The 25,270-nt window shown below is 61.1% G+C and carries 21 protein-coding genes and 2 pseudogenes; 15 read left to right on the top strand and 8 right to left on the bottom strand.

Translation table 11 applies throughout. From position 1 onward, the window contains the following. Positions 1-14 precede the first annotated feature (14 nt). The 5 genes and pseudogenes from AC57B1_RS22520 to AC57B1_RS22500 form a co-directional block, all read left to right on the top strand. Entirely contained in the window at positions 15-1,292 is a 1,278-nt protein-coding gene (locus AC57B1_RS22520) for a dicarboxylate/amino acid:cation symporter (protein ID WP_496418849.1), read from the top strand. Then, positions 1,289-2,749 (top strand): cysteate racemase, encoded by a 1,461-nt coding sequence (gene cuyB, locus AC57B1_RS22515; RefSeq protein WP_496418714.1) that lies wholly within the window; start codon positions 1,289-1,291, stop codon positions 2,747-2,749. The genes AC57B1_RS22520 and cuyB overlap by 4 nt, the downstream gene beginning before the upstream one ends. Before the next feature lie 752 nt (positions 2,750-3,501). Continuing rightward, the gene (locus AC57B1_RS22510; RefSeq protein WP_496418713.1) at positions 3,502-4,047 is read left to right on the top strand and encodes a hypothetical protein; all 546 of its coding nucleotides are present in this window, start codon (positions 3,502-3,504) and stop codon (positions 4,045-4,047) included. Between the two features lie 52 nt (positions 4,048-4,099). Continuing rightward, positions 4,100-5,221: a porin gene (locus tag AC57B1_RS22505; protein ID WP_408346387.1), complete on the top strand. Its 1,122-nt coding sequence runs from the start codon at positions 4,100-4,102 to the stop codon at positions 5,219-5,221. A gap of 132 nt (positions 5,222-5,353) precedes the next feature. Next, a pseudogene (locus AC57B1_RS22500) lies at positions 5,354-5,540 on the top strand (DODA-type extradiol aromatic ring-opening family dioxygenase); the annotation flags it as partial. 335 nt (positions 5,541-5,875) lie between these two features. On the opposite strand, the gene AC57B1_RS22495 reads toward AC57B1_RS22500, so the two are convergent. The 4 genes and pseudogenes from AC57B1_RS22495 to AC57B1_RS22480 form a co-directional block, all read right to left on the bottom strand. Continuing rightward, positions 5,876-7,492 (bottom strand): FUSC family protein, encoded by a 1,617-nt coding sequence (locus AC57B1_RS22495; protein WP_496418712.1) that lies wholly within the window; start codon positions 7,490-7,492, stop codon positions 5,876-5,878. A gap of 169 nt (positions 7,493-7,661) precedes the next feature. Beyond that, a complete protein-coding gene (locus AC57B1_RS22490; RefSeq protein WP_408346381.1) occupies positions 7,662-7,829 on the bottom strand; it encodes an RraA family protein in 168 nt (55 codons plus the stop codon). Between the two features lie 47 nt (positions 7,830-7,876). Beyond that, positions 7,877-8,434 carry a hypothetical protein gene (locus AC57B1_RS22485; protein ID WP_408346378.1) on the bottom strand — a complete coding sequence of 186 codons (558 nt, stop codon included), beginning with the start codon at positions 8,432-8,434 and terminating at the stop codon, positions 7,877-7,879. 58 nt (positions 8,435-8,492) lie between these two features. Continuing rightward, positions 8,493-8,912 (bottom strand): annotated as a pseudogene (locus tag AC57B1_RS22480) (TolC family protein); the annotation flags it as partial. Positions 8,913-9,186: 274 nt separating this feature from the next. Between AC57B1_RS22480 and AC57B1_RS22475 the strand changes: the two are divergent. Genes AC57B1_RS22475 through ligK form a run of 4 tightly spaced genes read left to right on the top strand, consistent with a single transcriptional unit; the run spans position 9,187 to position 13,086 of the window. Beyond that, the gene (locus AC57B1_RS22475) at positions 9,187-10,026 is read left to right on the top strand and encodes an IclR family transcriptional regulator (RefSeq protein WP_408346375.1); all 840 of its coding nucleotides are present in this window, start codon (positions 9,187-9,189) and stop codon (positions 10,024-10,026) included. Then, positions 10,019-11,320 carry an MFS transporter gene (locus AC57B1_RS22470; RefSeq protein WP_496418711.1) on the top strand — a complete coding sequence of 434 codons (1,302 nt, stop codon included), beginning with the start codon at positions 10,019-10,021 and terminating at the stop codon, positions 11,318-11,320. Before AC57B1_RS22475 ends, AC57B1_RS22470 begins: the two co-directional genes overlap by 8 nt. Positions 11,321-11,374: 54 nt before the next feature. Then, on the top strand, positions 11,375-12,400 hold the full coding sequence (locus AC57B1_RS22465) for an amidohydrolase family protein (RefSeq protein WP_496418710.1): 1,026 nt from the start codon (positions 11,375-11,377) through the stop codon (positions 12,398-12,400). A gap of 2 nt (positions 12,401-12,402) precedes the next feature. Continuing rightward, a complete protein-coding gene (gene ligK / locus AC57B1_RS22460; protein ID WP_408346366.1) occupies positions 12,403-13,086 on the top strand; it encodes a 4-carboxy-4-hydroxy-2-oxoadipate aldolase/oxaloacetate decarboxylase in 684 nt (227 codons plus the stop codon). On the opposite strand, the gene AC57B1_RS22455 is transcribed toward ligK, so the two are convergent. Together AC57B1_RS22455 and AC57B1_RS22450 are read right to left on the bottom strand one after the other, a co-directional pair. After that, positions 13,074-14,336 (bottom strand): LysR family transcriptional regulator, encoded by a 1,263-nt coding sequence (locus AC57B1_RS22455; protein WP_408346363.1) that lies wholly within the window; start codon positions 14,334-14,336, stop codon positions 13,074-13,076. The genes ligK and AC57B1_RS22455 overlap by 13 nt on opposite strands. 50 nt (positions 14,337-14,386) lie before the next feature. Next, positions 14,387-15,088 carry a GntR family transcriptional regulator gene (locus AC57B1_RS22450; RefSeq protein ID WP_408346360.1) on the bottom strand — a complete coding sequence of 234 codons (702 nt, stop codon included), beginning with the start codon at positions 15,086-15,088 and terminating at the stop codon, positions 14,387-14,389. A gap of 420 nt (positions 15,089-15,508) precedes the next feature. Here AC57B1_RS22450 and AC57B1_RS22445 point away from each other — a divergent pair, with 420 nt between their 5' ends. From AC57B1_RS22445 to AC57B1_RS22425, 5 genes are all read left to right on the top strand, one after another. Next, the gene (locus tag AC57B1_RS22445; RefSeq protein WP_496418709.1) at positions 15,509-16,810 is read left to right on the top strand and encodes a gallate dioxygenase; all 1,302 of its coding nucleotides are present in this window, start codon (positions 15,509-15,511) and stop codon (positions 16,808-16,810) included. A 180-nt stretch (positions 16,811-16,990) separates the two neighbouring features. Beyond that, positions 16,991-17,368, top strand: coding sequence for a porin family protein (locus AC57B1_RS22440; protein WP_408346354.1), 378 nt, complete (start codon positions 16,991-16,993; stop codon positions 17,366-17,368). Positions 17,369-17,396: 28 nt separating this feature from the next. Next, entirely contained in the window at positions 17,397-18,746 is a 1,350-nt protein-coding gene (locus AC57B1_RS22435) for an MFS transporter (protein WP_408346351.1), read from the top strand. A gap of 164 nt (positions 18,747-18,910) precedes the next feature. Further along, positions 18,911-19,618 carry a substrate-binding domain-containing protein gene (locus tag AC57B1_RS22430; RefSeq protein ID WP_408346348.1) on the top strand — a complete coding sequence of 236 codons (708 nt, stop codon included), beginning with the start codon at positions 18,911-18,913 and terminating at the stop codon, positions 19,616-19,618. A gap of 172 nt (positions 19,619-19,790) precedes the next feature. Further along, on the top strand, positions 19,791-21,551 hold the full coding sequence (locus AC57B1_RS22425; RefSeq protein WP_496418708.1) for a tannase/feruloyl esterase family alpha/beta hydrolase: 1,761 nt from the start codon (positions 19,791-19,793) through the stop codon (positions 21,549-21,551). Between the two features lie 241 nt (positions 21,552-21,792). Here AC57B1_RS22425 and AC57B1_RS22420 read toward each other — a convergent pair whose 3' ends face one another. Continuing rightward, entirely contained in the window at positions 21,793-22,110 is a 318-nt protein-coding gene (locus AC57B1_RS22420) for a DUF4148 domain-containing protein (protein WP_408346343.1), read from the bottom strand. A 352-nt stretch (positions 22,111-22,462) separates the two neighbouring features. Between AC57B1_RS22420 and AC57B1_RS22415 the strand changes: the two genes are divergently transcribed. Beyond that, on the top strand, positions 22,463-23,320 hold the full coding sequence (locus AC57B1_RS22415; protein ID WP_496418707.1) for a DMT family transporter: 858 nt from the start codon (positions 22,463-22,465) through the stop codon (positions 23,318-23,320). 221 nt (positions 23,321-23,541) lie between these two features. Here AC57B1_RS22415 and AC57B1_RS22410 read toward each other — a convergent pair whose 3' ends face one another. Next, positions 23,542-25,221: an ABC-F family ATP-binding cassette domain-containing protein gene (locus tag AC57B1_RS22410; protein ID WP_496418706.1), complete on the bottom strand. Its 1,680-nt coding sequence runs from the start codon at positions 25,219-25,221 to the stop codon at positions 23,542-23,544. Between the last annotated feature and the right edge of the window lie 49 nt (positions 25,222-25,270).

The raw sequence follows: 25,270 nt of genomic DNA, 5'->3' as shown, positions 1-25,270 counted from the left end.
CAGGACGGATGACCATGAAGAATCGCCTTACCCTGAGCATCGCGGTAGCCATGCTCCTTGGAGTCGGAGCTGGCTACGCATGCCACACGAACATTACTGACCCCGCCACGCTGAAAGCGGTTGCCGGCTACTTCTCGATTGTCACGGATATTTTCCTGCGATTGATCAAGATGATCATCGCACCGCTGGTCTTCGTCACGCTCGTGTCGGGGCTCGCGGGGATGGATAGCGGCGATGATGTAGGCCGGATCGGCCTGCGCTCGGTTGGATGGTTCATTAGCGCGTCACTCATCTCTCTGGCGCTCGGGCTCATCATGGCCAACGTGCTGGAACCCGGGGCAGGTCTGCATCTGACTGAGAGTTCCAGCGAAGTGAACACGGGGCTCAACACGGCGGCATTGAATGTCAAGGACGTGATCACGCACGCATTCCCGACAAGCCTGCTGGATGCGATGGCGCGCAATGACATCCTGCAGATTCTCGTATTCTCGCTCTTCCTTGGCGTCGGCCTTAGCGCACTCAAGCGTGACTCGCGCGTCGGCATCGTCATCCAGGCGATCGACGGAATGGTCCCCGTGATGCTTCGGCTCACGAACTACGTCATGCGTGCCGCGCCGCTTGGTGTCTTTGGTGCCATCGCTTCATCCGTGACGCTGCGTGGCCTTGACGTGATCTACACCTACGGCAAGCTGATCGGGTCGTTCTACCTGGGGCTGTTGATCCTCTGGGCCATCCTTATCGCGATCGGCTATGCCTTTCTCGGACGCAAGGTGGGTAGTCTGCTGAAGGCAGTCCGTGAACCCGCGATGATTGCATTCTCGACGGCAAGCAGCGAGGCCGCATATCCGCGCCTCACCGAGCAACTGGAAAAGTTCGGCGTCGACAAGAAAGTGGTCGGCTTCACATTGCCGCTGGGCTACGCATTCAACCTCGACGGTTCGATGATGTATCAGGCGTTCGCGGCGATTTTCATTGCCCAGGCCTTCGGCGTCCAGATGCCGGTGTCGCAGCAGATCTTTATGTTGCTGATTCTGATGTTGAGCAGCAAGGGAATGGCAAGTGTGCCGCGCGGGTCGGTGGTCGTCGTTGCGGCTGTCGCGCCGATGTTTCATCTGCCTGTCGCCGGCGTGGCTTTGGTCCTGGCGATCGACCAGATTCTCGACATGGGTCGCACGATGACCAACGTGATTGGCAATAGCGTTGCTACTGCTGTCATCGCGAAATGGGAAGCTGCACGCGAAGCAAAGTCGACGGACGCCTCCTTTGAGCAGGTTGAGGCCGGTGCACGATGAGTGCGACTGTGGCGGAAAGCCGGCGCAAGCTGGGCGTAGTCGGAGGATTGGGCCCGCTGGCAAGTGCCGATGTGTTCTTCAAGATCGTGAAGGCGACGCCGGCGTCCTGCGACGCCGAGCATGCGGAGGTCATCTTCGAGCAGCATCCGTTCAGGGGAGCCGGGGCGGGGAGTACCGCGACGACGGAGCGCAAACTGTACATCTTCAACATGATCCGGGATTTCGAGAAACGCGGGGTAACGATGATTGTGCTGCCGTGTTTTCTGAGTCACACGTTTATCGACGAACTGAAAGCGAATACGAACCTGCCCATTGTCGATATCGTCGAAGCAGTTCACGGCCACGTGCAGCGAAAGTTTCCCGCCGCGAAGCGTATCGGCGTGCTCGCATCCGGTTACGTCCGTGAAAAGCGACTCTTTGAACGGTATTTCGCCGCCCCCGAATTCGAGGTGGTGTATCCGCGCACTGCCGACAATACCGATACGGTAACCGAAGCCATCTATGGCTCAGAGGGTATCAAGAGCGGTAATCTCCGTGGCCGCCCGGTGGCGCTGTTACGCGCTGCGTGCGAGAGCCTCGTGGATCAGGACGTCGACGTCATCGTGCCGGGCATGACGGAGATTGCGCTCGTCGCCGAGGAAATCGGGCAGTTGCATGTGCCACTTGTCGATTCCAACATGGCGTATGCACAGTATGTCGTCTCGGGTCGTCCCGGTTCACCCGCACCGGTCTTCAAGGTCGGCGTGGTGGGTGGCGTAGGCCCTGCTGCGACGGTCGATTTCCTTAACAAGGTCGTCCGTCATACGCCGGCGTCGCGCGACCAGGAGCACATCAAGCTTCTGGTTGAGCAGAATCCGCAGATTCCGGACCGAACAGAAAACCTGATCAGCGAAGGGGTGGACCCGACCGTCTCCCTTTACGCCACGTGCAAAAAACTGGAAGACGGTGGCGCAGACATCATCGCAATCCCCTGCAACACTGCCCATGCGTTCGTTGACCGGATCCAGCCGTATCTCGGCGTACCTATCGTCAACATGCTCACCGTCACGGTGAACCACCTGCGTGATTCCTTTCCCGGCTTGCGCGATATCGGCGTGCTGGCCACATCGGGCACGATCGAAAGCGGCGTCTACCAGAAGGCTCTCGAATCGCAGGGCCTGCACCAGATTGCCCCTGGCGCCGGTTTGCAGGCGCGTGTGATGGACGCCATCTACGGAAAGAACGGCGTCAAGGCAGGTTTCAAGACCGGTCAATGTCAGGAAGACATCATCGCAGCAGTCGAAGGACTGATTGCAGAGGGCGTTGAAGTGATTATCCTTGGATGCACAGAGCTCCCAATCCTCCTTCCTGCCGGCGAATTCGTGGACCGTAACGGCGGGCGCGTGCAACTGGTTGACCCGACTGAAGTCCTCGCGAGGCAATGCATTGCTTACGCGAAGGGCGGTGCCACTCACTGAGCTGAGACCGGCTCGCTCCCAAAAGCTTTCGTGACCCGGTTCGAAAGCGGACCGTGCGCGCCGGACGCAATACGCCAGTGACTGCCATGGCGTCTGCTCCATCGAAGGCATGTATTGAGTTCTCGCACTCATGTTACGAAGCTCGCGTGCATTCAGCGTTTGCGCGTCGCACTGGCTGTGCGAAAGCCGCGCGCAACGTCTGAACGATCGCCTGCTGCGTGGTCTCGTTCATGGTTTTCATGTTTCGGCGGTGTCTGGGATAGCGACGGCGACCCTGTGCTCAAAGCTCCAAACCTAGGTTGCGACTTCGTTTGGATGCCATCTAATTTGTTTATCCAGCTTGGCGGGCGTAGCAAACTTATCCCAGGTTCTCAACAAACACTTGGGATCCCGTTGGAGCCAGAGCTGGTGCGGCCTCCGTTGCTTCATGCGAGCGTGAAAATCTCGGCGTCTCCTTGGTTTGCAGATGTTTTTGGGGGGTAGATGAGGTTTACCCTTTCTTTCTGCGGCCAACCCGCATTTGTATCTTCGTATCCCAAGAGGCGGAGCGGGGAGCCACGTCTGCAGAGACGAAGTACCCCATCCACGCGGCATCCCTTCCAGGCGCTTCATCGACGCCGGGACGGGTCGACTGGCGCGCCTTCAATACGACGATTGTCGCGGAAGTTGGTTCAGAGAATTGCGGTACACGCAATCGGTTGGATCAACAGCGGTATGGCAGCCGCCAGATATATCACTTGAGGAGAAGAGACATGGGTAGCAATTTAAGCGCTAGCGGCAATGAACTCAAAAACGGTTCGGCATTGCCGGTTTCGGATAGACCGAGTTTCACGGCGGTCGTTCGCGCCGGAGTCGCAGGCGGCCTGGCCGGGGCGGTCATCATCTGGATCTACGAAGCGCTTATCTGGGTCGGGGTGCAGCATTTAATGCCGCTCGCGGGCATTCCACGCAACGCAACTGGGCTGGTGTTCGGCAAGGCGGTACAGGATTCACTCGGTATAGGGGCATATATCCTCGGCACAGGGATTCATTTCTTCTTTTCGATCGGCTGGGGAATCCTGTTTGCGGCCATCTGGCCTTACTTCCGTCGGCGCGGGTATGAGGCGAGTTTTGTTGCATTGTTCTACGCCCTTTTCGCGTGGATCGTCATGCATGTAGCGATCTCGATTGCGTCCAACAACCATCCGAACTACTTCGACCCAGTCGTGATCATCGGCGGGTTCATGTCCCACTTCTGCTTTACTGTTCCTCTTGCATTGATTGTGAAGAGGATGCTGGCTCCGCAGTCGTATCGCTAACAAAAAGTAGTCGCCATTTGATAGTTTGACGAAATGAGACCGGGTGAGGGGAATGCATAAATCCAACAAAGTAGCTCTACTAATCGCATCGGCGATCGTGACAGCCGCAGGGCCGGCTCACGCGCAGTCATCGCTGACCTTATATGGGATTCTCGACGTTTTCGCGGGGTATCAGTCAGCCAAGGTTGGCGGAAAGAATACGTCTCTCTATGTGCTGGGGAACAACGGCGAACTGACTAGCCGCTGGGGGCTGCGCGGGACCGAAGATCTTGGCGGAGGATATCGCACTACCTTCGCTCTCGAGAACGGCTTCGACCCGGGCACAGGCAAGCAACAAAATCCGTACCGCTTTTTTGACCGGCAAGCATGGATTGGTGTGTCGGCGCCTTACGGCGAGATGAGGTTCGGTCGCCAGAACACGCCAATGTTCGCGTGGAGCGGCAACATGGATGCGTTCAGTGCTGCGACGTATGGGTCCGGCTATAACAATTTCGCCAATTGGCTGGCTCGGGTCGACAACGATATTAGCTACATTTCCCCCAAACTGGCCAACACACAGCTGGAACTTCATTATTCGGTCGGCGGGCAGCCTGGCACGCTGGCTGGCAACGCGGTTTATCAGGCCGGTGTGCAAACGGTCCAGGGCCCGGTTTACCTCGCGCTCGCCTATCTGAATGCAGCCAACGCCACGAACACCAATCGCGTGCAGGAAATCATGGCGGGCGGAAATGTGGACTATGGCTGGGGAAAGATCTACCTCGGCTTTTTCCGGGCGAATGAAGTGATCTCCGCCACGACCGGAAATGCCTTGTCGAATCCGGCGGGAAAATATGACCCGGCCGTTGGCCCGGTGGGGAATACTCGCGGAAATTACCACAACACCTACTCGCTTTCGGCCGATTACCGCTTCACTCCGTTTCTCACTGTCGGTGCGGGATACGCTTACATCAAGGACAGTTCGTCGTTAAGCAATGACGCGAGCCAGATGAGCGGGATCGTCAATTACGACCTTTCAAAGGGCACGCGGCTGTATGGCGTCGTTTCGCGGCTGAACAATCGCAACTCCGCGCAGTTCAAGATGGCGGGCGCGAGCATCACGACGGGGTCCTTTCTAACGCCAGACGGTGGACAGAGTGAAACGGCCGTGCAAATTGGCATTCGCCACCTGTTCTGACAGGCGCTGTTGTGTGGATGAGTAACGCCGTGATGCTCTCGCGGCGTGCCTCTCTCGCTAAAGGGTGGATTGCATAGGGACCGACGGGGGCAGTTGGTCTGTCGGTCCCTATGCACCTGAAGGAGTATCCGCATGGCACGGATCATCGGTGGTATCGTCGCCTTGCATACCCCGTCGATCGGATTCGCATTTGACGGGAATCGACGCGACTATCCTGTGTGGGCCCCCGGTTCTTGAATGCTTCGTACCGCTCGCCGACTGGACCGCGGAGAAAAAGCCGGACGTGCTTCTCACGATCTACAACGATCACGTTAATGCAAGCATTGCACCCTGACCCTCGGCTGGAGCTTGCGTGCTGCACGTGTCGCCGCAGCGCAAGCCATTCGTCAAGCGGATGTCGACGCGCAACGTACGCGAGGGGTGTCTCGTCCACCGCCGGGTAGCCGCGACGCCCCGTACCCTCACTACGCGTCGGAAGCAAGCGAGTCGCGCAAATCACGGATTTCGTCTCGTAACAGATCGGGCAAGCCGTGAAGCGCTATCGAGCCAGCACCCGTGCGTACCATGACGATGAGTTCTGATAGGGCCGTGTTGACGGTTGCAAGCTCATCCAACGTGAGGGATCCGGGAGCAGAGTCAATTTCTGGATCATCGTCAATTGGTTCGAGCGACCAGCACGCGGCCAAAACCTGGGTGGCGTGAAGTGCCAACGGCTGTGGCAGTTTCATACAATGTCAGGAGCGCAAAAATGCGGTGCTGAAGCTCGCGCCGCACTCGCAATGCTGCATTCGTGGTCACGGTGCCGGCGGCCACGTGCCCGAGAGCGGCTTGCGCAGTGACCAGTGTTTTGACGATGGCGTGGCGCAATGAAGCAGGGGCGCTGCGCGGCCCGACAAGTGCATGAATGAGCAGTCCGATCCCACAACCGATGACGGTGTCAATTGCGCGCGCCGAGAGCAGCACGCCCGGGTGGGAAATGGATCGACCACCGGAAGCGATCACCAGGGCGACCGTGGTAACGAAAACGACGGCGAATGCATAATTGCGTGTGACTAGAATTTCGGTCAGAAACTGAAGGCTCATTACAGTTGCGACGAGCCACAGGCCTGTGGGGTGAACAGCGAGGATCGCAGCAGCGACGCCGAGGCCGACGAATGTGCCGACGGTACGCTCCATGCCTCGTTGCAAGGTTCGCGCCCAATCCTGTCCCATATGCAACACGAGCACGGCGGCGGCCATAGCCCAATAAGCACGCTCAAGGCTCAAGGCTGCGGCCGCTGCACCGGCGACGGCCACGGCTATACCCACGCGTATCGTAACCATCGACGCGGGGGAACCTGGTGTCAGGTTGTCAAGCAACAACTGCAATGTTGGAAGTCGACCCAGCGGGACATGTAACCGATTTGCGCGCGCCTCACGGTTTTCGCCGGACGATGTCGTCGCTTGGCCGATTTCGTGTGCTCGACTCGCCAGGGCATCCAGTCTCCCGGCCGTCGAATCGGTGACGTTGACACACGCCGCAAAGATCAGATGCAATTCGCGATTCATCTCCCGCAAACGGGTGAGGACGCTATCGGAGCGCGGGGTGGACGGCTGAAATGTGACGAGCACCGTCCAGGCGTCATGGAGCGCGAGAGCCGCCTCATGACAGGTGCGATCGCGTGCTTCGGCGCCCGTCGCCTGCGCAAACTCAACCACTGCACGGGCAGCGGCGCCGACAGCCCTCGTTTCCGGTCCTCTTGGCAGGATGAGTGCCCCGAACATGTGGGCGAGCCATGACACCGCGCCTCCGCCGAGCACGAGCCAAAAGACGCGATCGGCGGGAACCGGTAGCGCGGTACCGGCGGCACACGCCAGCGCGAACATGTAGGCGCCCGGTGGCCCAATCCGAAGCGAATTGCAGACGAAAGTCGCAGCCATTGCGATCACGACGACGAGCGGAACAGCCAGCAACGCCCATTGTTGCGCCCATACGCCGAGCGTGACGATCACGCTGAACGAAAGCGCTATACCCGCGAGTAGCCATGCGCGATTCAAATACGGCCGCTCCGACCCGTACAAGGATGTGAACGCACCGATGGTCGCCATCAGTCCCGCCGACACGTCACCCACGGCCCATCCGACGGTGACCGGCACCCCCACACTGAGCGCCGCACGGCAGGCGATAGGTAATCGTCTGCCCGACTTGCGAAAACTGAAGAGAACGCGCAGCCCAAGTGCGGGTCGCGGTGTAGCTTGCGTTTCCGGTGTCGAACGAATCAGGTGTTTCATGCGTTGGCTAAGAGGATCGAGCGACCCGAGCCTCGCTCGCGTCGAGGTGGCATATTCGCGGATTGGCGCGGAGCGCGCTGATCTTGCATCTTAACCAGGTCTGTCAGCATCTGGCGCGTCGTCACCGACGAGATGCCGGTGATCTTTGAGCTCATGGTTCCATCTGCTTTCAATCGACATAGCGCAGTCCGGTTTTTTGCAACGGTTTGCGCATGTTGTACACATCGAGGCCGACCACCCCGGAAGCCGGATTCGCGTGCTTTTCGCCTTCGCACGCCAACCGCGCGGCGGCCTTTGCGAGCACCTGCCGCGCCGTGGCCGGGGGCACCACGATCACGCTATCGTCATTTGCGACGCATTCCCCGCTTTTGATTCGAACTGGACCTACGCAGCCTTCTTCCTTCCATTTGCGATCGCCGCCCGAGCGATGCTCTCGGCGAAGAGCGGCGTTTCTCGCCGGTTATGATCGCCCGAGGCGTCCTGACGGTCCTTTGCAGCCTGCTCAAACGAAGTGCCATTAGCTTCGATGAACGACAGGAAATCGTCGGTTGGATGGGACGTGACGCGGTTCGTATACTCCGTCTTGCCGGACTCGAGCGCTTTCGCACTCAATTCCCAAATCACCTGAACCTTTGTCCGACCCTTCGGCGTGAAGACGTCCGAAATGGACACCATACGGCAGTAATCTTTATCCGTGACCTCTCCGACGTAGTGCTGGACCACGAGGCCACTTCCAATCATCTCGACGTTAATTGACATGCGCTTGCCGTCATCCGTCCACGTTGCTCCGGCTGCGATGTGATCCGGCGGCGCGCAACGCTGGTATTCCGCGTCCGGCAATGAAAACAGCCAGTCAGCAATGTTCACCTGGTCATGAGGGACGTCGATCACATGGCTGAATGCGGACTGCGACAGGACGAGATCATTGCGTACTTGAGTCATCGAACACTCCTTTGAATTTTGGCTGCGGTTAGATGATGCGAAAGGAATTGTCGATCGCTTAACCAATGAATTTTTGCTCGTCTGCACGCATTTGTCTGATGTGCACTTTGATAGCCAGGATCTTGTATAACGTCACGAGATTGGCTTGTCGCGACAGCGTATCGGTCGCGAGTTGCTGCTGCGCCGTGTAGAGCGTGCGCTGCGCATCGAGGAAGGTCAGAATGCTGTCCGTGCCCGCCTTGTAGGGCGCTTCGGCCGGCGTTTAGTAACGCTGCGAGCACGTGACGTATTCGCGATCCGCCCGCGCCTGATCGATGTGGGTGGCGCATGCGGTCAGCGCATTCGATACTTCCCCGAACGCCGTCTGAATCGTGTTTTCATAGTCGGCGACTTCGATCTGCTTCTCGGCCTTCGCCATATCGAGCGATGCGTTGTTGCTTCCATGACTGAAGATCGCGGTGCTTGCCGCGACGCTGAACGGCTCGATCGTGCTAAGCGCGCTGCAGGCAATCGAGCAGGCACGGGATCACGTGCCTGTCAGCAGGCTGCCAGGCTTGCCCTGAGAGACGCACCAGCTTAACCATCAATTCGCCCACGCTTACACAGCCGGTGCGCGGTAGCCGCGCTCACCGCCTCGCATCGACGACGCGACGCGTTCGCTCTTCAATTTGACAGTCTCCGCCGGGCCGTAATAGTATTGTTCCATCCAGTGGGTATCAGTTCTATCAGATAGAACAACTAGGAGACAAATTGTGACTCGCACTGCCGACAGCGTTCGCACCCCGCATGGCGTGACGCCAAGCGGGATCGACGTTCTCGATCGCGCCGCGTCGATTCTTTTCGCGTTCCGCCGCGACGACCCGCCGCTCACGCTGACCGAGCTTTCCGTTCGTACTGGCCTCTACAAAAGCACCTTGTCGAGGCTCGCCCAGGCGCTCTGTCATCACAAGCTTCTGATCCGCCTGGACGACGGCCGCTACCGGATCGGGTCGTCTGCCATGCACCTGGGCGCGGTCTATGAGGCGGGCTTCGATCTGCGCGACATTCTGCTGCCGGCAATGAAATCGCTCACCGACGAGTTCGGCGAGGCTGTCTCGTTTCATGTGCGCGAACACGACCATCGGGTGTGCCTGTATCGCATCGCGTCGCGCCATTCGATCCGCGCCGAGGTTCAGCAGGGCGATGTGCAACCGCTCGAACGCGGCGCCGGCGGTCGTGTGCTGCTCGCGTTCTCGGGCGGGGTCGGGGCGCCGTACGACGAAATCCGCGAGCGCTACGTGTACCTGTCCATGGGCGAGCGCGATCCGGAGACCTCGGGCATTTCGGCGCCGGTGTTCCGTGTCGGCCAGGAGCTCGTCGGCGCGCTCGGAATCGTCGGTCCGGCAGCCCGGATGGGCATGGACGAAATGGAGCGCTACCGGCCGCGGCTGCTGGAGGTCGCGGCTCAGGTAACGGCCGCTTTGGGTGGAAACGCCGCGCGTCTGCTCGCTGCTGCCGCGGAAGCGCCGCCTAAGCCGCAACGCGGCCGGCCTGCGGCGCAGGCGAAACGAACTGCATCACGTGGAAAGCCAGAGGACAAAGAACATGTTTAGTTGGTACAACGACTTAACGAAATCGGAAAAGCGCACATACTGGGCATGTTTCAGCGGCTGGGGACTGGACGCGATGGACACGCAGATGTATGCGCTCGCGATTCCCACGTTGATCGCGCTATGGGGCATGACGCGCGGCGAGGCAGGCATTCTCGGGACGACCGTGCTGATCATGGCGTCGCTCGGCGGGTGGATCGCGGGTATTCTCGCCGACCGCTACGGCCGCGTGCGCATCCTGCAGATCACCATTCTGTGGTTCTCGGCCTTCACGCTGCTGTCCGCATTCACGAATTCATTCTGGCAGTTGATGATCACGCGCGGCCTGCAAGGACTGGGTTTCGGCGGCGAGTGGGCGGTGGGCGCCGTACTGATCAGCGAGACGATTCGCCCGCAGGTGCGCGGCCGCGCGGTCGGTTCGCTGCAGGCAGGCTGGGCAATCGGATACGGTGTGGCTGTTCTGCTCTCGACGTTGCTCTTCAACACACTGGAGCCCTCGCTCGCGTGGCGCGTGCTCTTTGCAATCGGTCTCGCGCCCACGCTGCTCGTGTTATGGATTCGCCGGCATATCGAAGAGGCGCCGGTTTTCGCGCAGAATCTTCGCGAACACGCCGCCGAGCGCCCCAGCATCTGGGCCGTTTTCGACCGCTCGACGCGCGTCACCACGTTCAAGGCAATTCTGCTGACCTTCGGCATTTATGGCGGAAACTACGTAATGATCACGTGGCTGCCGGCGTATCTGAAGCTCGCGCTGCATCTGTCGATCACGAACGTCGGCGGCTACCTGGCCATCAACATCCTCGGTTCCTTCGCCGGTGCGTTTCTCAACGGCTGGATGGCGGACCGCTTCGGGCGCCGCCGAACTTTCATCGTGATTGCGTGCCTGCAGGCAATCGCCGTGGCGATTTACACGTTGGCGCCCATCACCTTGCCGATCACCCTGGTATTGGGCTTCGTGCTCGGAACGCTGCAATCGGGCACGGCTGCGGGCACGGGCGCCTATATCGCGGAGCTGTTTCCAACCCGCATTCGCGCATCTGCACAGGGCTTGTGCGGCAACGCGGGGCGTGCGATCGGCGCCATCATGCCGGCGATGGTCGGCGTGCTGAGTGCAAAGTTCGAACTCGGTGCGGCGATGGGGTTGTGCGCTTGCCTCTCTTATCTGCTCGTGGTCACGGCCGCGTTGATGCTCCCTGAAACGCGCGGTCGCGATCTAACGCATGTCGAAGAAGCCAGCACGCCGGACGGCGACAGCACGCTGGCGGCCAAACGCGCCGATAGCGCGGCGGGCCGCTGAAACGCTGCCCTCGAGGCAGGACACTTTTTGCTGAGGCTGGATCAAGGAACAACGATGATCATCGATATTCACGGTCACTACACGACCGCTCCCAAAGCGCTGGAAAACTGGCGCAATCGTCAGATAGCCGGCATCGCGAATCCTTCGGAAGTGCCCAAGGTGTCGGAGTTGCATATCAGCGACGACGAGTTGCGCGAATCGATCGAGACCAACCAGTTGCGTCTGATGCGCGAGCGCGGCCTCGACCTCACGGTGTTCAGCCCGCGAGCCAGCTTCATGGCGCACCATATCGGCGACTTCGAAGTGTCGAGCACATGGGCCACGATCTGCAATGAACTCTGCTATCGGGTGAGTCAGCTCTTTCCGGAGAACTTCGTTCCGGCTGCGATGCTTCCGCAGAGCCCCGGCGTGGATATCGCCACCTGTATTCCCGAACTCGTGAAATGCGTCGAGCAGTACGGCAACGTCGCGATCAATCTGAATCCTGATCCATCCGGCGGCCATTGGACGAGCCCGCCGCTTTCGGATCGCTATTGGTATCCCATCTACGAAAAGATGGTGGAGTATGACATTCCCGCCATGGTTCACGTCAGCACGAGTTGCAACGCGTGCTTTCACACCACCGGTGCGCACTATCTGAACGCCGATACCACGGCGTTCATGCAATGTCTCACGTCGGACCTGTTCAGCGATTTTCCGACGTTGCGCTTCGTGATTCCGCATGGCGGCGGCGCGGTGCCGTATCACTGGGGACGTTTCCGTGGTCTCGCGCAGGAAATGAAAAAGCCGCCGTTGCAGGAGCATCTGCTCAACAACATCTTCTTCGACACTTGCGTGTATCACCAGCCGGGCATCGACCTGCTGACGAACGTGATTCCGGTGGACAACATTCTGTTCGCCAGCGAGATGATCGGCGCCGTGCGCGGCATCGATCCGCAAACGGGGCACTACTTCGACGACACGAAGCGCTACGTCGAAGCCGCGGATATGAACCCGGAACAACGCTACCAAATCTACGAAGGCAATGCTCGGCGCGTCTATCCGCGTCTCGACGCAACCCTCAAGTCACAAGGACGTTGAACATGTACGAACTCGGAGTGGTATATCGCAACATCGCGCGCGCCGACAGCCGTGTCGCGGATGGTCTCGGCGCACTCGGCAGCGCGACCGTGCATGAGGCCATGGGCCGCACGGGTCTGCTCAAACCCTACATGCGGCCGATTTACACCGGCGCGCACGCATGGGGCACCGCGGTCACGGTGCTGCTGCACCCGGGCGATAACTGGATGATGCATGTCGCCGCGGAACAGATCCAGCCAGGCGATGTGGTCGTAGCCGCCGTGACGGCCGATTGCACCGACGGCTATTTCGGCGACCTGCTGGCCACCAGTTTCCAGGCGCGCGGCGCGCGAGCACTCATCATCGACGCGGGTGTGCGCGACGTGAGCGTGCTCAGGGAAATGGGCTTTCCGGTCTGGAGTCGAGCGATCTCCGCGAAGGGCACGATCAAGGCGACGCTCGGCTCGGTGAACATTCCGGTGGTCTGTGCGGGCGCGCTGGTGGCGCCGGGCGACGTCGTAGTGGCCGACGAGGACGGTGTGGCCGTGGTGCCGGCGGCCAAGGCGCTCGAGACGCTGGAGAAGGCCAGCGCCCGCGAGGCCAACGAAGCAGCGAAGAGGGCTACACTCGCCTCCGGCGTGCTCGGCCTCGACATGTACAAGATGCGTGAGCCGCTGAAGGAACTGGGCCTGCGCTATATCGATTGATCAGGGGGAACGCGGTTGTTGACTTCGCGCGCAACGTCGGCAACCGATAAACGGATCGCATCGATCAACGCGCGTGCAGCAGGAGAGGGCGCGCCTGCGGCGCGCATGGTCAGTCCGATCTCGCGTCGCGTGTTGAGCAACTTCACGTCGAGAACCGCGAGCTGCCCGGATTGAATCTCGTGGTGCAGTTGATGCGCCGACAGCGCGGCGATCATATCGGTCTCGAACAGTATCCCGCGAATCACAGCCAGGTCGGCGGTTTCGACCGTCGGCACCGGTGGCTTCACTTTCATCCGCTTGAACTGCGCTTCGAAGAGTGCAAGAGCCGGTGCATTGCTGCGCGGAAGGATCCACCGCGCGTTGCGCAGGTCCATGAGGTTCAGGTCGCGCGCCTGTGCGAGCGGATGATCCCGGCGCACCAGCAGCGCCATTTGGGACGACATCAGGCGTTCATTCTTGAGGCCGCTCGCGGCGTCGTTATCCCGTAGGGCGCCCAGAATGAAATCGACATCACCCGCCCGCAGGTCCGCCACGAGTGCGTCGTAGGCGCTCTCGTTCGTGACGGTTCTGACGCCAGGATGCTCTCTAATCGTGCGCGTGATCGCGCGGGGCAAGATCAGGGTACGTCCGAGCGGCAACGCGCCGACGGTTACGGTGCCCTGAATCTGACCGTGGGTCGCCGCAATATCATCGGGTATGTGCTTCAATTCGTTCAGCGCGCGGCGCACGCGCAGCACGAACGTCTCGCCTTCCGTCGTCAGCAGAATACCGCGCGGGCTGCGATGAAACAGCGTAAGCCCGGAGCCGCTTTCCAGCACCCGAATGGCGGTGCTCACCGCAGGCTGGCTGATGCCGAAGGTCCTCGCCGCGCTAGGCATGTGCCGGTGGCGGGCGAGCGCGGCGAATAATTGAAGCCGCCGGGTGTTGAGCAGATAAGCCGGCAAAATTCCGTCGGTTGCGGGACGGCGGCGCCCCTGTCGCGTCGAACACCACTGCGCGAGTTCTTCCAGTTCGGCGAAGATGCGTTCGCAACGCTTAAGCACAGCGCGTCCGACCGGCGTGGGCAGCATGCCCGACGGACTGCGCACGAAAAGCGGCTCCCCGAGAGCGGACTCGAGTTCCTGCACCGAGCGCGTGACGGCGGATTGAGCGCGAAACAGGGTGGCGGCTGCGCGGGTCGCGCTGCCGGTATCGGCGACAAGTCGAAACGCGCGCAACTGCGAGAGATTGGGAAGTTCGCTATGACTCATGGATGGTGTCTGCGGCGAGGTCGTGTTCGAAAGGGCAAGCGTTCAGGCGGTCAGGCCGCGCCAGCGATCAATTGCAGCGCCGGAAGCGACAGGTTCAGGCTCTCTTTGGAAATGTGCGTGTGTTCTTTCATCAATGCCTCGACACGCGCGCCTTCGCCTTTTTTCAACGCATCCGCGATGGCGTGATGCTGGCGGTGCGCGTAACTGAGCATCGTGAACTGGCGTTCCCTTGCGGACTCGTCGAAGGCGATCGTGAAGGGTGAGACGAACGGAATCTTGTCGTTGAGGCTCAATGCCGCGCTAACGGCCGCATTGTTCGCCGCGTCGACGATGAGCGCGTGAAAGCGTCCGTTCATGTCCGCGTAGACGACGTCGTCACCCGGCTTCAGAAGGCCCTTGTTGAAGATCTCGTCTCCCTCGCGCAGGCAGTCGTCTAGCGCCACGGACAACGCATTGGAGATCCCGTGCTCGGCAACCGAGCGGGCAGCGAGCCCTTCGAGCACCCCGCGCACGTCGATTGCGTCGAGTACGTCCCGCACGCTGAATCGGCGCACCACGTAGCCCCGGGCACCCGAGCGGTCCAGCAGGCCTTCCGCGGATAGCACGCTCAATGCATAGCGCAGCGGTGTGCGCGATACTCCGAGCTGTTGCGCGAGTTGCGCTTCCACGAGACGTTGCCCAGGCGGAAGGTGGCCGGCCAGGATCTTTTCGCGCAAGGTCTGCACGATCGCTTGCTGGGTGGTTTCACTCATAGGTAGGCCAATCCAACGATTTTCGAAATGGACCGAATCTCCATCATGTCACCGTGTTCGGCCCGGCGGATTGCGATTTGGTTTGTCAGTCATCTGTTTTAATTATGACCTATGACTAGACGGGAAACGGCGCCTTGTAGTGTTGGCGCACGACGGGATCCCGAACGGCCTTGACCTGATGCGAGTTTCGCCTCACGTCGCAGATCAAATCTTGTCAGCGGAAGCCGTTTTCGGCTTATTTTCGATGACCGAATGTGGTTTACCCTGCCTTCCGATGAACCCCCGCAATTCTTATATTCGTATCCCATAGAAGGGATGGCAAATGCCCTTGCAGGCCGGCGCACCCATTCAATCGGGCAAACAGATCGTCTGGCGCGCAGCTTCCACGGGCGGTTTTCGAGTATTTGAGGAGTTCAAGGCATGGCACGGATCATTGGCGGCATCGCTGCCTCGCACACACCCACGATTGGCTTTGCTTTCGACAAGAACAAACGTGACGATCCTGTGTGGGCGCCGATCTTCGACAACTTCGCGCCTCTGGCGGAATGGCTTGCCGAGAAGCGTCCCGATGTGCTGCTGGTTATCTATAACGATCACGTCACGTCATTCTTCTTCGACCACTATTCGGCGTTCACTTTAGGCGTGGGTCCGGAGTGGAACGTCGCCGACGAAGGCGGCGGCGCGCGCGATTTGCCGATGATCAAAGGGCATCCCGCGTTGGCAGCGCATATCGGCACGTCGCTCATGACCGACGAGTTCGACATGTCGTTCTTCCAGAACCGGGCACTCGATCACGGCTGCTTTTCGCCTTTGTCGATGCTGTGTCCGCATCAGCCCGAATGGCCCGTAAAACTTGTCCCGCTGCAAATGGGTGTATTGCAGTTGCCCGTTCCGAGTGCGCGCCGCTTTTACAAGCTCGGACAGGCGTTGAGGCGCGCAATCGAGAGCTTCCCGGAAGATCTGAAAGTGGCGATCGTCGCAACGGGCGGCTTATCGCACCAGGTGCACGGTGAGCGCTCCGGTTTCAATAACACGGAATGGGACCATCGTTTTCTTGATCTCTTCGAGAACGATCCCGAGCAGCTCGCCGAGATGACGCTTGCGGAGTACGCGGAGCTCGGTGGTTTCGAGGGCGCGGAAGTCATCATGTGGCTCACGATGCGGGGCGCACTGTCGTCCAACGTCGTCTGCAAGCATCGCAGCTATTACCTGCCGTCGATGGCAGGCATCGCGACCGCGATCTATGAAAGCACGGAAAGCGAGACCAAGCCTTCCGTGATCGAACGGCACCGGCAACGGATGGCGGTTCAACTCACGGATGTCGAAAAACTCGAGGGTACCTACCCGTTTTCGATCGAAGTCGCCGTGAGGGCTTATCGGATCAATGATTATCTTCACAGAATGGTCGAACCCGCTCATCGCGAGGCGTTTTTAGCGGATCCGGAGGCGAGTTTCGAGGCGGCAGGATTGACTGGGGAAGAGCGCGACCTGATCCGTCGGCGCGACTGGCGCGGCATGCTGCACTATGGGGTGATCTTCTTCATGCTCGAAAAGCTCGGCGCCGTGACCGGCGTGTCGAATCTGCATATCTACGCCGCCATGCGTGGCGAAACGCTCGAGGCGTTCCAACGGACCCGCAACGCGCCTGGCGCCCTGTACTCGGTGGCGGGAAAAAACGCTGGGAAGCTCGACTGGGATAGCGCGGAAAAAGCAAAGAGCTGAAATCCACCGGCCTGTTGCGGCAGCAGGCCCGCTCGTTTATATCGGCCTGATAGCACTATCGCGTGCAGGAGCGCAGCAAGTCGGGTCGACTCAATGCTTGAATGCAAGTCCATAGCTTCACACTTCGATTAGACGGGAAGCCGGCATTGCATAGAGCACTACCGGTTCGGCTCATGGTTCGTGAATGCACTGTTCACTACGGTCCATAACGGCGCGAACGGTGCGGCCGTGTACGAAGGCTCGGTAGTCGGGCACTACAACTTGACGAAGGCGTTCAACGCGGGCGTGTCGTACATGGACATGAAGGGCAATGAAACCGTCGACAACAATCACGCGCATCAGGTCGGCGCAAACGTCGACCATGCGCTGTCCAGGCGCACCAGCGTCTATGTGCTGGGCCTTTATCAACACGCCAATTCGGACGCGCAGGCACAAATCAACGGCTTGAACCGCGCCGACGGCGCATCGAGCAATGAAACCCAGGCGATCGCACGGGTCCGGCATCCACAGCCGTTTTTGAGCAGGGCGTTTGGGGAAGCCGGCACGCGTTGCTCATGAAAGACATGCAGGAGACAGGAGTAATTCGATGACTAGCGGACGAACAATTGATATCAAGGCGTTTATCGACGGGCGATCCATTTCGCCCTACCAGTGGTTGCTGGTGGCGCTGTGTTTTCTCGTCGTGACGGCCGACGGCATGGACGTCGCCATCATGGGCTTCGTGGCGCCTTCCATCATCCACGATTGGGGGATTTCGCGTCCCGCCTTCGGTCTGGTGATGAGCGCGGCGCCGCTCGGCCTCGTGATCGGCGCGCTGGGTGCGGGACCGGCTTCGGACCGCATCGGCCGTAAGTGGGTGTTGATTACGTCCGTGTTTCTGTTCGGCATATTCACGATTGCGACGGCCTTTACGCAGTCGCCCACGCAGATGGCCGCGCTTCGCCTGCTCACCGGCATCGGACTGGGCGCCGCGATGCCCAACTCGACCACGCTGCTGTCCGAGTACGCCCCGCAGCGCAAGCGGTCGTTGCTGATCACGATCATGTTCACCGGCTTCAACCTGGGCTCGGCCTTGATCGGGTTCGCGGCCGGCTGGTTGATTCCCGAGCATGGCTGGCGTTCGGTCTTGATCTTCGGCGGCGCTTTGCCGCTTGCCCTGATTCCGCTGCAGGTGTGGCTGTTGCCGGAATCCGCTCGCCTGCTCGCGGTGCGCGGCGCGTCGCCCGCACGCATTGGCGCGGTGCTGGGCCGCGTATGCGGTACACGCTTTGCCGGTGACGAGTCGTTCGTTTCCACTGAGCCGCCGTTGCCCACGCGCAAGCCGATCGGCGTGCTCTTCTCGCAAGGCTATGGCGTCATGACAGCGGCGCTCTGGGTGACGTATTTCATGGGACTGCTGGTCATCTATCTGCTAACGGGATGGCTGCCCACGCTCATGAAAGACGCTGGCTTGAGCGTCACCTCGGCGGCAAACATCACAGCGATGTTCCAGATCGGTGGGACGATCGGCGCGATTCTGGTCGGCTGGATGATGGACAAGGTGCGGCCGGCGCCCGTGATCAGCGCGGCTTATCTCGGCGGTGGTCTGTGCGTGCTGGCGCTGGCGTGGATCGGTGCGCTGTCGTCGTCGCTGGCCTTGCTGGTATTCGCCGCCGGCTTCTGTATGAGCGGCGCGCAGACGGGCCTGAATGCCTTCGCGCCGGGCCGCTATCCGACGGTTGCGCGCGCAACCGGTGTTAGCTGGATGCTGGGCATGGGCCGCTTCGGCAGCATCTTCGGCTCCGCGATAGGCGGCGCATTGCTCGGATTCGGCCTGCAGTTCGGTGCGATTCTCGCGATGCTCGCCGTGCCCGCCACGCTGGCCGCGGTAGCCATCCTGCTGGCCCAGCGGGCGAGGGTGAGTGAACCGGCACCGCAGCCGAATGCGGTCCCCTGAAGAAACCGTCGGGCGATGACCCGCCCGGCACCGCGGCAATTTTTGGATCAGCTGTCTGGAGCAAGCATGAGCGATGCGGATGAACGGTGCGGGATCTACGAAGGAGCAGCGAGGCGCGTCGATGCACGTCCCGATACCGCGTTGAAAGCGCAAGGTCGTTGAACATGGCAGGCGAACCAACCGTTGGCCGACCTACCACCGGCATCTCGTCGATGGCGACCCGCAACCTGCTGGCAGAGTTAGCCGAACGATACGCGCGGCAGACCGGGCAGCGGGTGTTGATCGAATCGGTTGGTGGCGTCGATGCCGCGCGGCGCGTGACGGACGGCGAGTCGTTCGACGTGGTCGTGCTGGCGTCCGACGCGATCGAGCGGCTGGGCGCGGCTGGCAGGATCGTCGTCAGCATTCGCGCGGACATCGCGCGTTCGCCTGTGGCGATTGCGGTGGCTGCCGGCGCGGCGCGTCCTGATATCGCGAGTGAAGCGGCGCTTCGTCAGGCGATTCTCGGCGCGCGCAGTGTGGGCTACTCCACGGGGCCGAGCGGTGCGCATCTGGCGCGGCTTTTCGAGCGTTGGGGCATTGCCGCGACGATCGCGCCGCGCATCGTAAAGGCACCGCCCGGAGTTCCGGTGGGCTCGCTCATCGCGAGTGGGGACGTCGAACTCGGGTTCCAGCAGTTTAGCGAACTGATGCATCTTCCCGGTATTGATGTCGTCGGGACACTGCCGGCTGAGATCGAGATCGTCACCGTTTTCTCGGCTGCGGTTTGCGCAGCTTCCACGCAGCCGCACGATGCGCAGGCATTCATCTCGTATCTGGCTTCGGCCGAGGCGTCTTCGGCTAAACGTGCACAAGGTATGGAGCCGGCCTGATACAGATCGAGTGAAGCGGTTCGTTGCACCGGACGCGAGAAGAGGAGGCTTAAAAGAGGAAATATAAATAAGGAATCCGATTTTATTATTCCGTTCGGGAGGATGCGTCGTTGTCGTGACGCAGCTGGACGGCTCCGGCATCCGACATAAGAGACAGACTCAGGAGATAAGTATGAAACCCCGGCATACACTCGGGCGGGCTGCGCGCGCCCATGCATTCGTGGCCTCGTTGCTGACAACGTTTGCGATCTGCGTGACGGCTGCTCTCGTCGCCGCTTGCGGCGGCAGTAGTGGCACGCTCACTTCAGCGCCGTTGGCGGTCGTGACACCAGTTGTAGATTGTTCGAAACTGGCCGCCGTCGATATCACCGACATCGGTGGCGCGGGCAGTTCGATTACTTCGGCGACTGTCACCGCGGCCACGATCAACGGCGCCACCGTCAATTTCTGCACCGTGAAAGGCACGCTCGCACCTTCGAACACTTTCGAAGTCGCGCTGCCGCTCAACTCATGGACCCAACGCTTCGCGGAACTAGGTTGCGGCGGTCTGTGCGGCGCGGTGAGCGATCCGACCCAGCAAAGCTCGTTCAGCTTCAGCTACACCTGCCCGCTGGTTCAGCATGGCGGCTTCGTGACGGCCGCGACCGATATGGGCCACGCCGGGCAGAATGCCTCTTGGGCGTCCGATACCCAGAAGCAGGCTGACTTCGCGTACCGTGGCCAGCACATCACGACCCTCACGGCGAAGAAGCTGATCCAGGTCTATTACGGGCAGGCACAGAAGTACTCGTACTTCGTCGGCTGCTCGGACGGTGGGCGTGAAGCCCTGATGGCCGCACAGCGCTATCCGGCCGACTATAACGGTATCGTGGCAGGCGCCCCGGCTGCTCACTTCCAGATTCAGAACTCGCTCTATCACGGTTGGAGCGTGGAATCGAACAGCACGACGGGTACCAGCGCCGGCAATGCGGTGCTCTATGCCGACAAGGCGCTCGTGCTGCACAAGGCGGTCGTGGCGGCGTGCGGTGGGCAGACCGGCGTTCCAGACGGTCTGCTGACCGATCCGCGTACCTGTAATTTCGACCCGGCGTCGATCCAGTGCGCAAGCGGCGCGACCAGCACCGCCAACTGCCTGACCGCGGCGGAAGTCGCCACCGCCACCAAGATTTACGGTGGCCCGAAGGACGCGGCCACCGGCACGCGCATGCTGGCCGGATCGCCCCAATTGGGTTCGGAAGCGAACTGGATCGGGGTGGAAGTGCCGACCTCCAATTCGACGGACGCGCCCGTGCCCGTGACGAGCCTGTTCAGCTATCTGATCGTGACCGGTGCATACAACCTGATTTTCACGGGTTCGCCGAGCATGCCGAACATCGACACGTTCGGCTACCAGGACGCAAGCTTCTATACGAACTACCTGCAGGCCAACCATCCGCTCAACGATGCAACCAACCCGGACCTGTCCGCGTTCCGGAATGCAGGCGGCAAGCTGATCCTGTGGCACGGCTGGGCGGACCAGCACATCTCGCCGCTCTTCACGATCGCTTATTACGAGGCGATGCAAAGCACGATGGGCGAGTCGAATGTGAGCCAGTTCGCCCGGCTTTACGTCGTGCCGGGTGTCGGCCATTGCGGCGGCGGGGAGGGCTTTCCCAACATCGATCTGGTCTCGCAGATGACAGGCTGGGTCGAGCAGGCTAAAGCGCCCAATGCGGTCATGAGCTATCAGACAGATGCGTCGAACACCGTGACTGCGTCGCGGCCGGTATATCCGTATCCGGCGGTGGCCCGATACACCGGCAGTGGCGACTGGCACGACGGGGCCAATTACACCCAGGGCGCACCGCTTTATAGCGCCTCGACGCCTGCCTGGGCCGGCGCGAGCTTCTACAAGCCGTACGTAGTGAAGACGCAAGGAGTTGCCGCGCCATAAGGTGAGGGCCGATACCGGCGCAACCGCGCGATCATGATGAAACAGGCCGCACCGGGATGGATCTCTTCCGTCTGGTGCGGCACTCGACGACACTGGTGGGTTAGTTTGTTCCTTCCGGGCGTTCGTGACGCCGCGCACCGGTCAGCCCGCTTAATCCTGGGAACCGAAACTGTGCGAACGCAGTCGCTCACTTGATAGGCCGAAAGAAGTAGCAAGCGATGGCTTGTGAGACGTGCGGGCATCAGCGACCGAAGTAGATCGAGCGAGTCCCTTGGGTTGCCGTCCGCGCACCCGACTGCGATGAGCCATCCGATACTCCGCCTACACCCGAGCTTCCCGGCGCAGTGACATCCTGCGTTTGAAGGCGCGCCTCAGCCGCCTGAACATCTGCTGGGTAGTGCACATCCTTTGCGGCCGGCCGGTACCCGGCCTGTTCTACTCGAGTCAGATCCGCGCGTACTTCGGCGCGCGTCAACGGACCAGTAGCGTCCTGTGCGAAAGAGGCAACTGGAGTGGCAAGTACGCCGGCAATCAGCGCTGCATATATAAGGGCCTTCATAGTGAGTTACCTCCTGAACTTGGTTTTTGGTCAGCTTCTCGCCGCCGTGACGGAAGCCTTCGATCTCACCACCTCGTGGAAACGGGGGTGAGTACCCTTATTCTGTACAGCGAAGATTGAGGGACGCTGACGCTCACATTACATTGATGTTATGTTTGCTTCGCCTTCAGGAATGGCAGGGCGGCCCTGGAAGCAGTCGTTCAGGTCTCGAGCGGCGAAGCACTGCAACGGATCGACACGAGCCGATGGCAAAAGGCCGCGCTCGGGCAGAGGTGACCGGTCACTGACGCTCGTACAGGCGGCGCAATGGCCGGATACTGACGGAAGATTCAGCGTTTTTTGGGGGGGGTCTGTGTCGCCCGTGCGTGTCACTGTGCTGACGCTGCTTGCAATGGTCGCGTTTGCAGCGAACTCGTTGCTATGCCGGCTGGCCCTCAAGGGCACCGGCATCGATGCAGCGAGTTTTACGTCGATCCGTATCGCGTCGGGCGCCCTCGCGCTCTCGATGATAGTGCGGCTCCGGGGCGGCAGGCTGGGCGGCGCCGGAAACTGGCTGTCGGCGCTGGCACTGTTCGCCTATGCGGCCGCATTCTCGTTTGCCTACCTGAGCCTGCCGGCGTCCACTGGTGCCCTACTGCTGTTCGGCGCCGTGCAGACGACAATGATCGGCTACGGCATCCGAAAGGGCGAACGCTTCCATTGGCGGCAATGGATCGGATTGACATGCGCGTTGGCAGGCCTTGCGGGGCTGCTGCTTCCCGGTCTCTCCGCGCCACCTCCCGGAGGCGCTGTCCTTATGCTCGGCGCCGGCGTCGCTTGGGGCATCTATTCGTTGCGCGGCAAGGGCGCGGGAAATCCCACCGCGGTGACGGCCGGTAACTTCCTGCGCGCAGTCCCACTTGCCGCGGCGCTCAGCGCCGCCATGTCCGCCCACGCTTCGATTGATTGCGCCGGTTTCTGGTACGCAACGGGTTCCGGCGCAGTGGCCTCCGGCATTGGCTACGCCATCTGGTACGCGGCATTGCCAGGTCTGAAAGCAGGCAACGCGGCCACGGTGCAGTTGAGCGTGCCGGTCATCGCGACGCTCGGCGCAGCCGCATTTCTTGGAGAAAGCGTGACCATCCGAATCGTGTTGGCCTCGGCAGCAATCCTCGGAGGTATTGCCCTGGTTGTGGTGGGTCGGGGAACTCGGCACGCCAGGCAGCCGTAAGAGGGCGGGGGACGATGTGGATGTATCGGGATTGACGATCGCGCTTGCCTCTTTCCACGCTCTCCCCCGCGGACTTTGATGTTTCTCCATACGTAGTATGGGCAGACAACAAAGTCGCGCTCGCTGTGGCATCGAAGAATGCGTATTGTTCTGCCTTAAGGCCTCTTCGACTCGATGCGAGCGCTACAGCAGCTTCCAGACTGGAACTACCAATAGTTCCCTCAGGCAATGACCTTCTGCTCTCCGGCAGCCTGCTCGCGCATGCGACGGGCTTCGTCGCGCAGGAACTCCTGGTAATCGTCCAGATCGCCGTCGAATGGCTCGACGCCACCCTTGGTGACGAGCCAGAACTCGTCACATACCGCGCGCAGCAGGGACCGGTCGTGACTGACCAGCATCACCGTGCCTTCGAATTCGTTGAGTGCCATGCCTAGCGCTTCGCGTGTGGCCAGGTCGAGGTGGTTGGTCGGCTCGTCGAGCAGCAGCAGGTTGGGGCGCTGCCACACGATCATGCACAACACGAGCCGCGCCTTTTCGCCGCCGCTCATCGTGCCGACCGGCTGATGGACCATGTCGCCACTGAAACTGAAGGTGCCGAGGAAGGTGCGAAGCGATTGTTCGGTGCCGCTCTGGCCGGGGGCGCGCATGTGCGCCGGCGTGTCCTTGGCAAGACGGATCATGTGTTCCAGCGGCGTGTCGAGAGGACGCAGCACGTCGAGTTCCTGCTGCGCGAAGTAGCCGATGTTCAGGCCTTTGCCTTCGCTGATTTCGCCGGTAATCGGCGCCAGCTCGTGCGCCACCGTCTTCACCAGCGTGGACTTGCCTTGGCCGTTGGCACCGAGAATGCCGATGCGCTGCCCGGCCAGCACGGACCGGTTGATGCCCCGCACGATGACGGTCGGCGGCGTGCCCGGGGGCGCTTCGGTCGGCGCCGGGTAGCCGAAGCTCGCGTCCAGCATCGACAGCAGCGGGTTCGGGACGTTGAGCGGCTCCTTGAACTCGAACGTGAACTCGGCGTCGGCAAGCACAGGTGCGATCTTCTCCATGCGTTCGAGCGCCTTGACCCGGCTCTGCGCCTGCTTCGCCTTCGAGGCCTTGGCCTTGAAGCGGTCGATGAATTTCTGCAGGTGGGCGATCTTGTCCGCCTGCCGGGCCATCGCGGCCTGCTGCAACAGCAGTTGCTCAGCGCGCATCTCTTCGAACTTGCTGTAGTTGCCGCCATAGCGAACGAGCTTGGCGTTGTCGACGTGCACCGTCACCTGCGTCACCGCGTCGAGGAATTCGCGGTCGTGGCTGATCACGACCAAAGTTCCTGGATAGCGCTTGAGCCACGCTTCCAGCCAGACCAGTGCGTCGAGGTCGAGGTGATTGGTCGGCTCGTCGAGCAACAGCAAGTCGGACGGGCACATGAGCGCGCGCGCCAGTTGCAGTCGCATGCGCCAGCCGCCGGAGAAACTGTTGACCGGATGGCTAAGCTGCGCGGCACTGAAGCCAAGGCCCAGGATCAGCGCCTGGGCACGCGCGGGAGCATCATGTGCGCCGGCGTCGTGCAGGGCCATGTAGGCGTGCGCCATGCGCATGCCGTCGTCGCTGGCCTCCGCGGCGGCGACTTCGGCCTGCGCGGCCAGCAGTAGGGTGTCGCCCTCGATCACGAAGTCGGTCGCACTTTGCTCGGTCTCCGGCATCTCCTGCGCGACCTGGCCCATCTTCCATGCAGCGGGAATCGAGAATTCGCCGCCGTCTTCGTGCAGCGTGCCGTTAAGAAGGCCGAAGAAGGATGACTTGCCGGCGCCATTGCGGCCGACAAGGCCAATCTTTTCGCCGGGGGTGAAGGTGACGGATGCGCGGTCGAGTACGACATTGACGCCGCGGCGCAGGGTGACATTACGGACGGAAATCATAAGGAGCTACTTCGAAGAGGACAGGCATGATAGCCCACCGGACGGACAG

It is taken from the genome of Paraburkholderia sp. BGA-UO-ETr-F21 (genome assembly GCF_059567925.1).
Note: the sequence above shows the minus strand (reverse complement) of the source record. Positions and strands in the feature narration are given on the sequence as shown.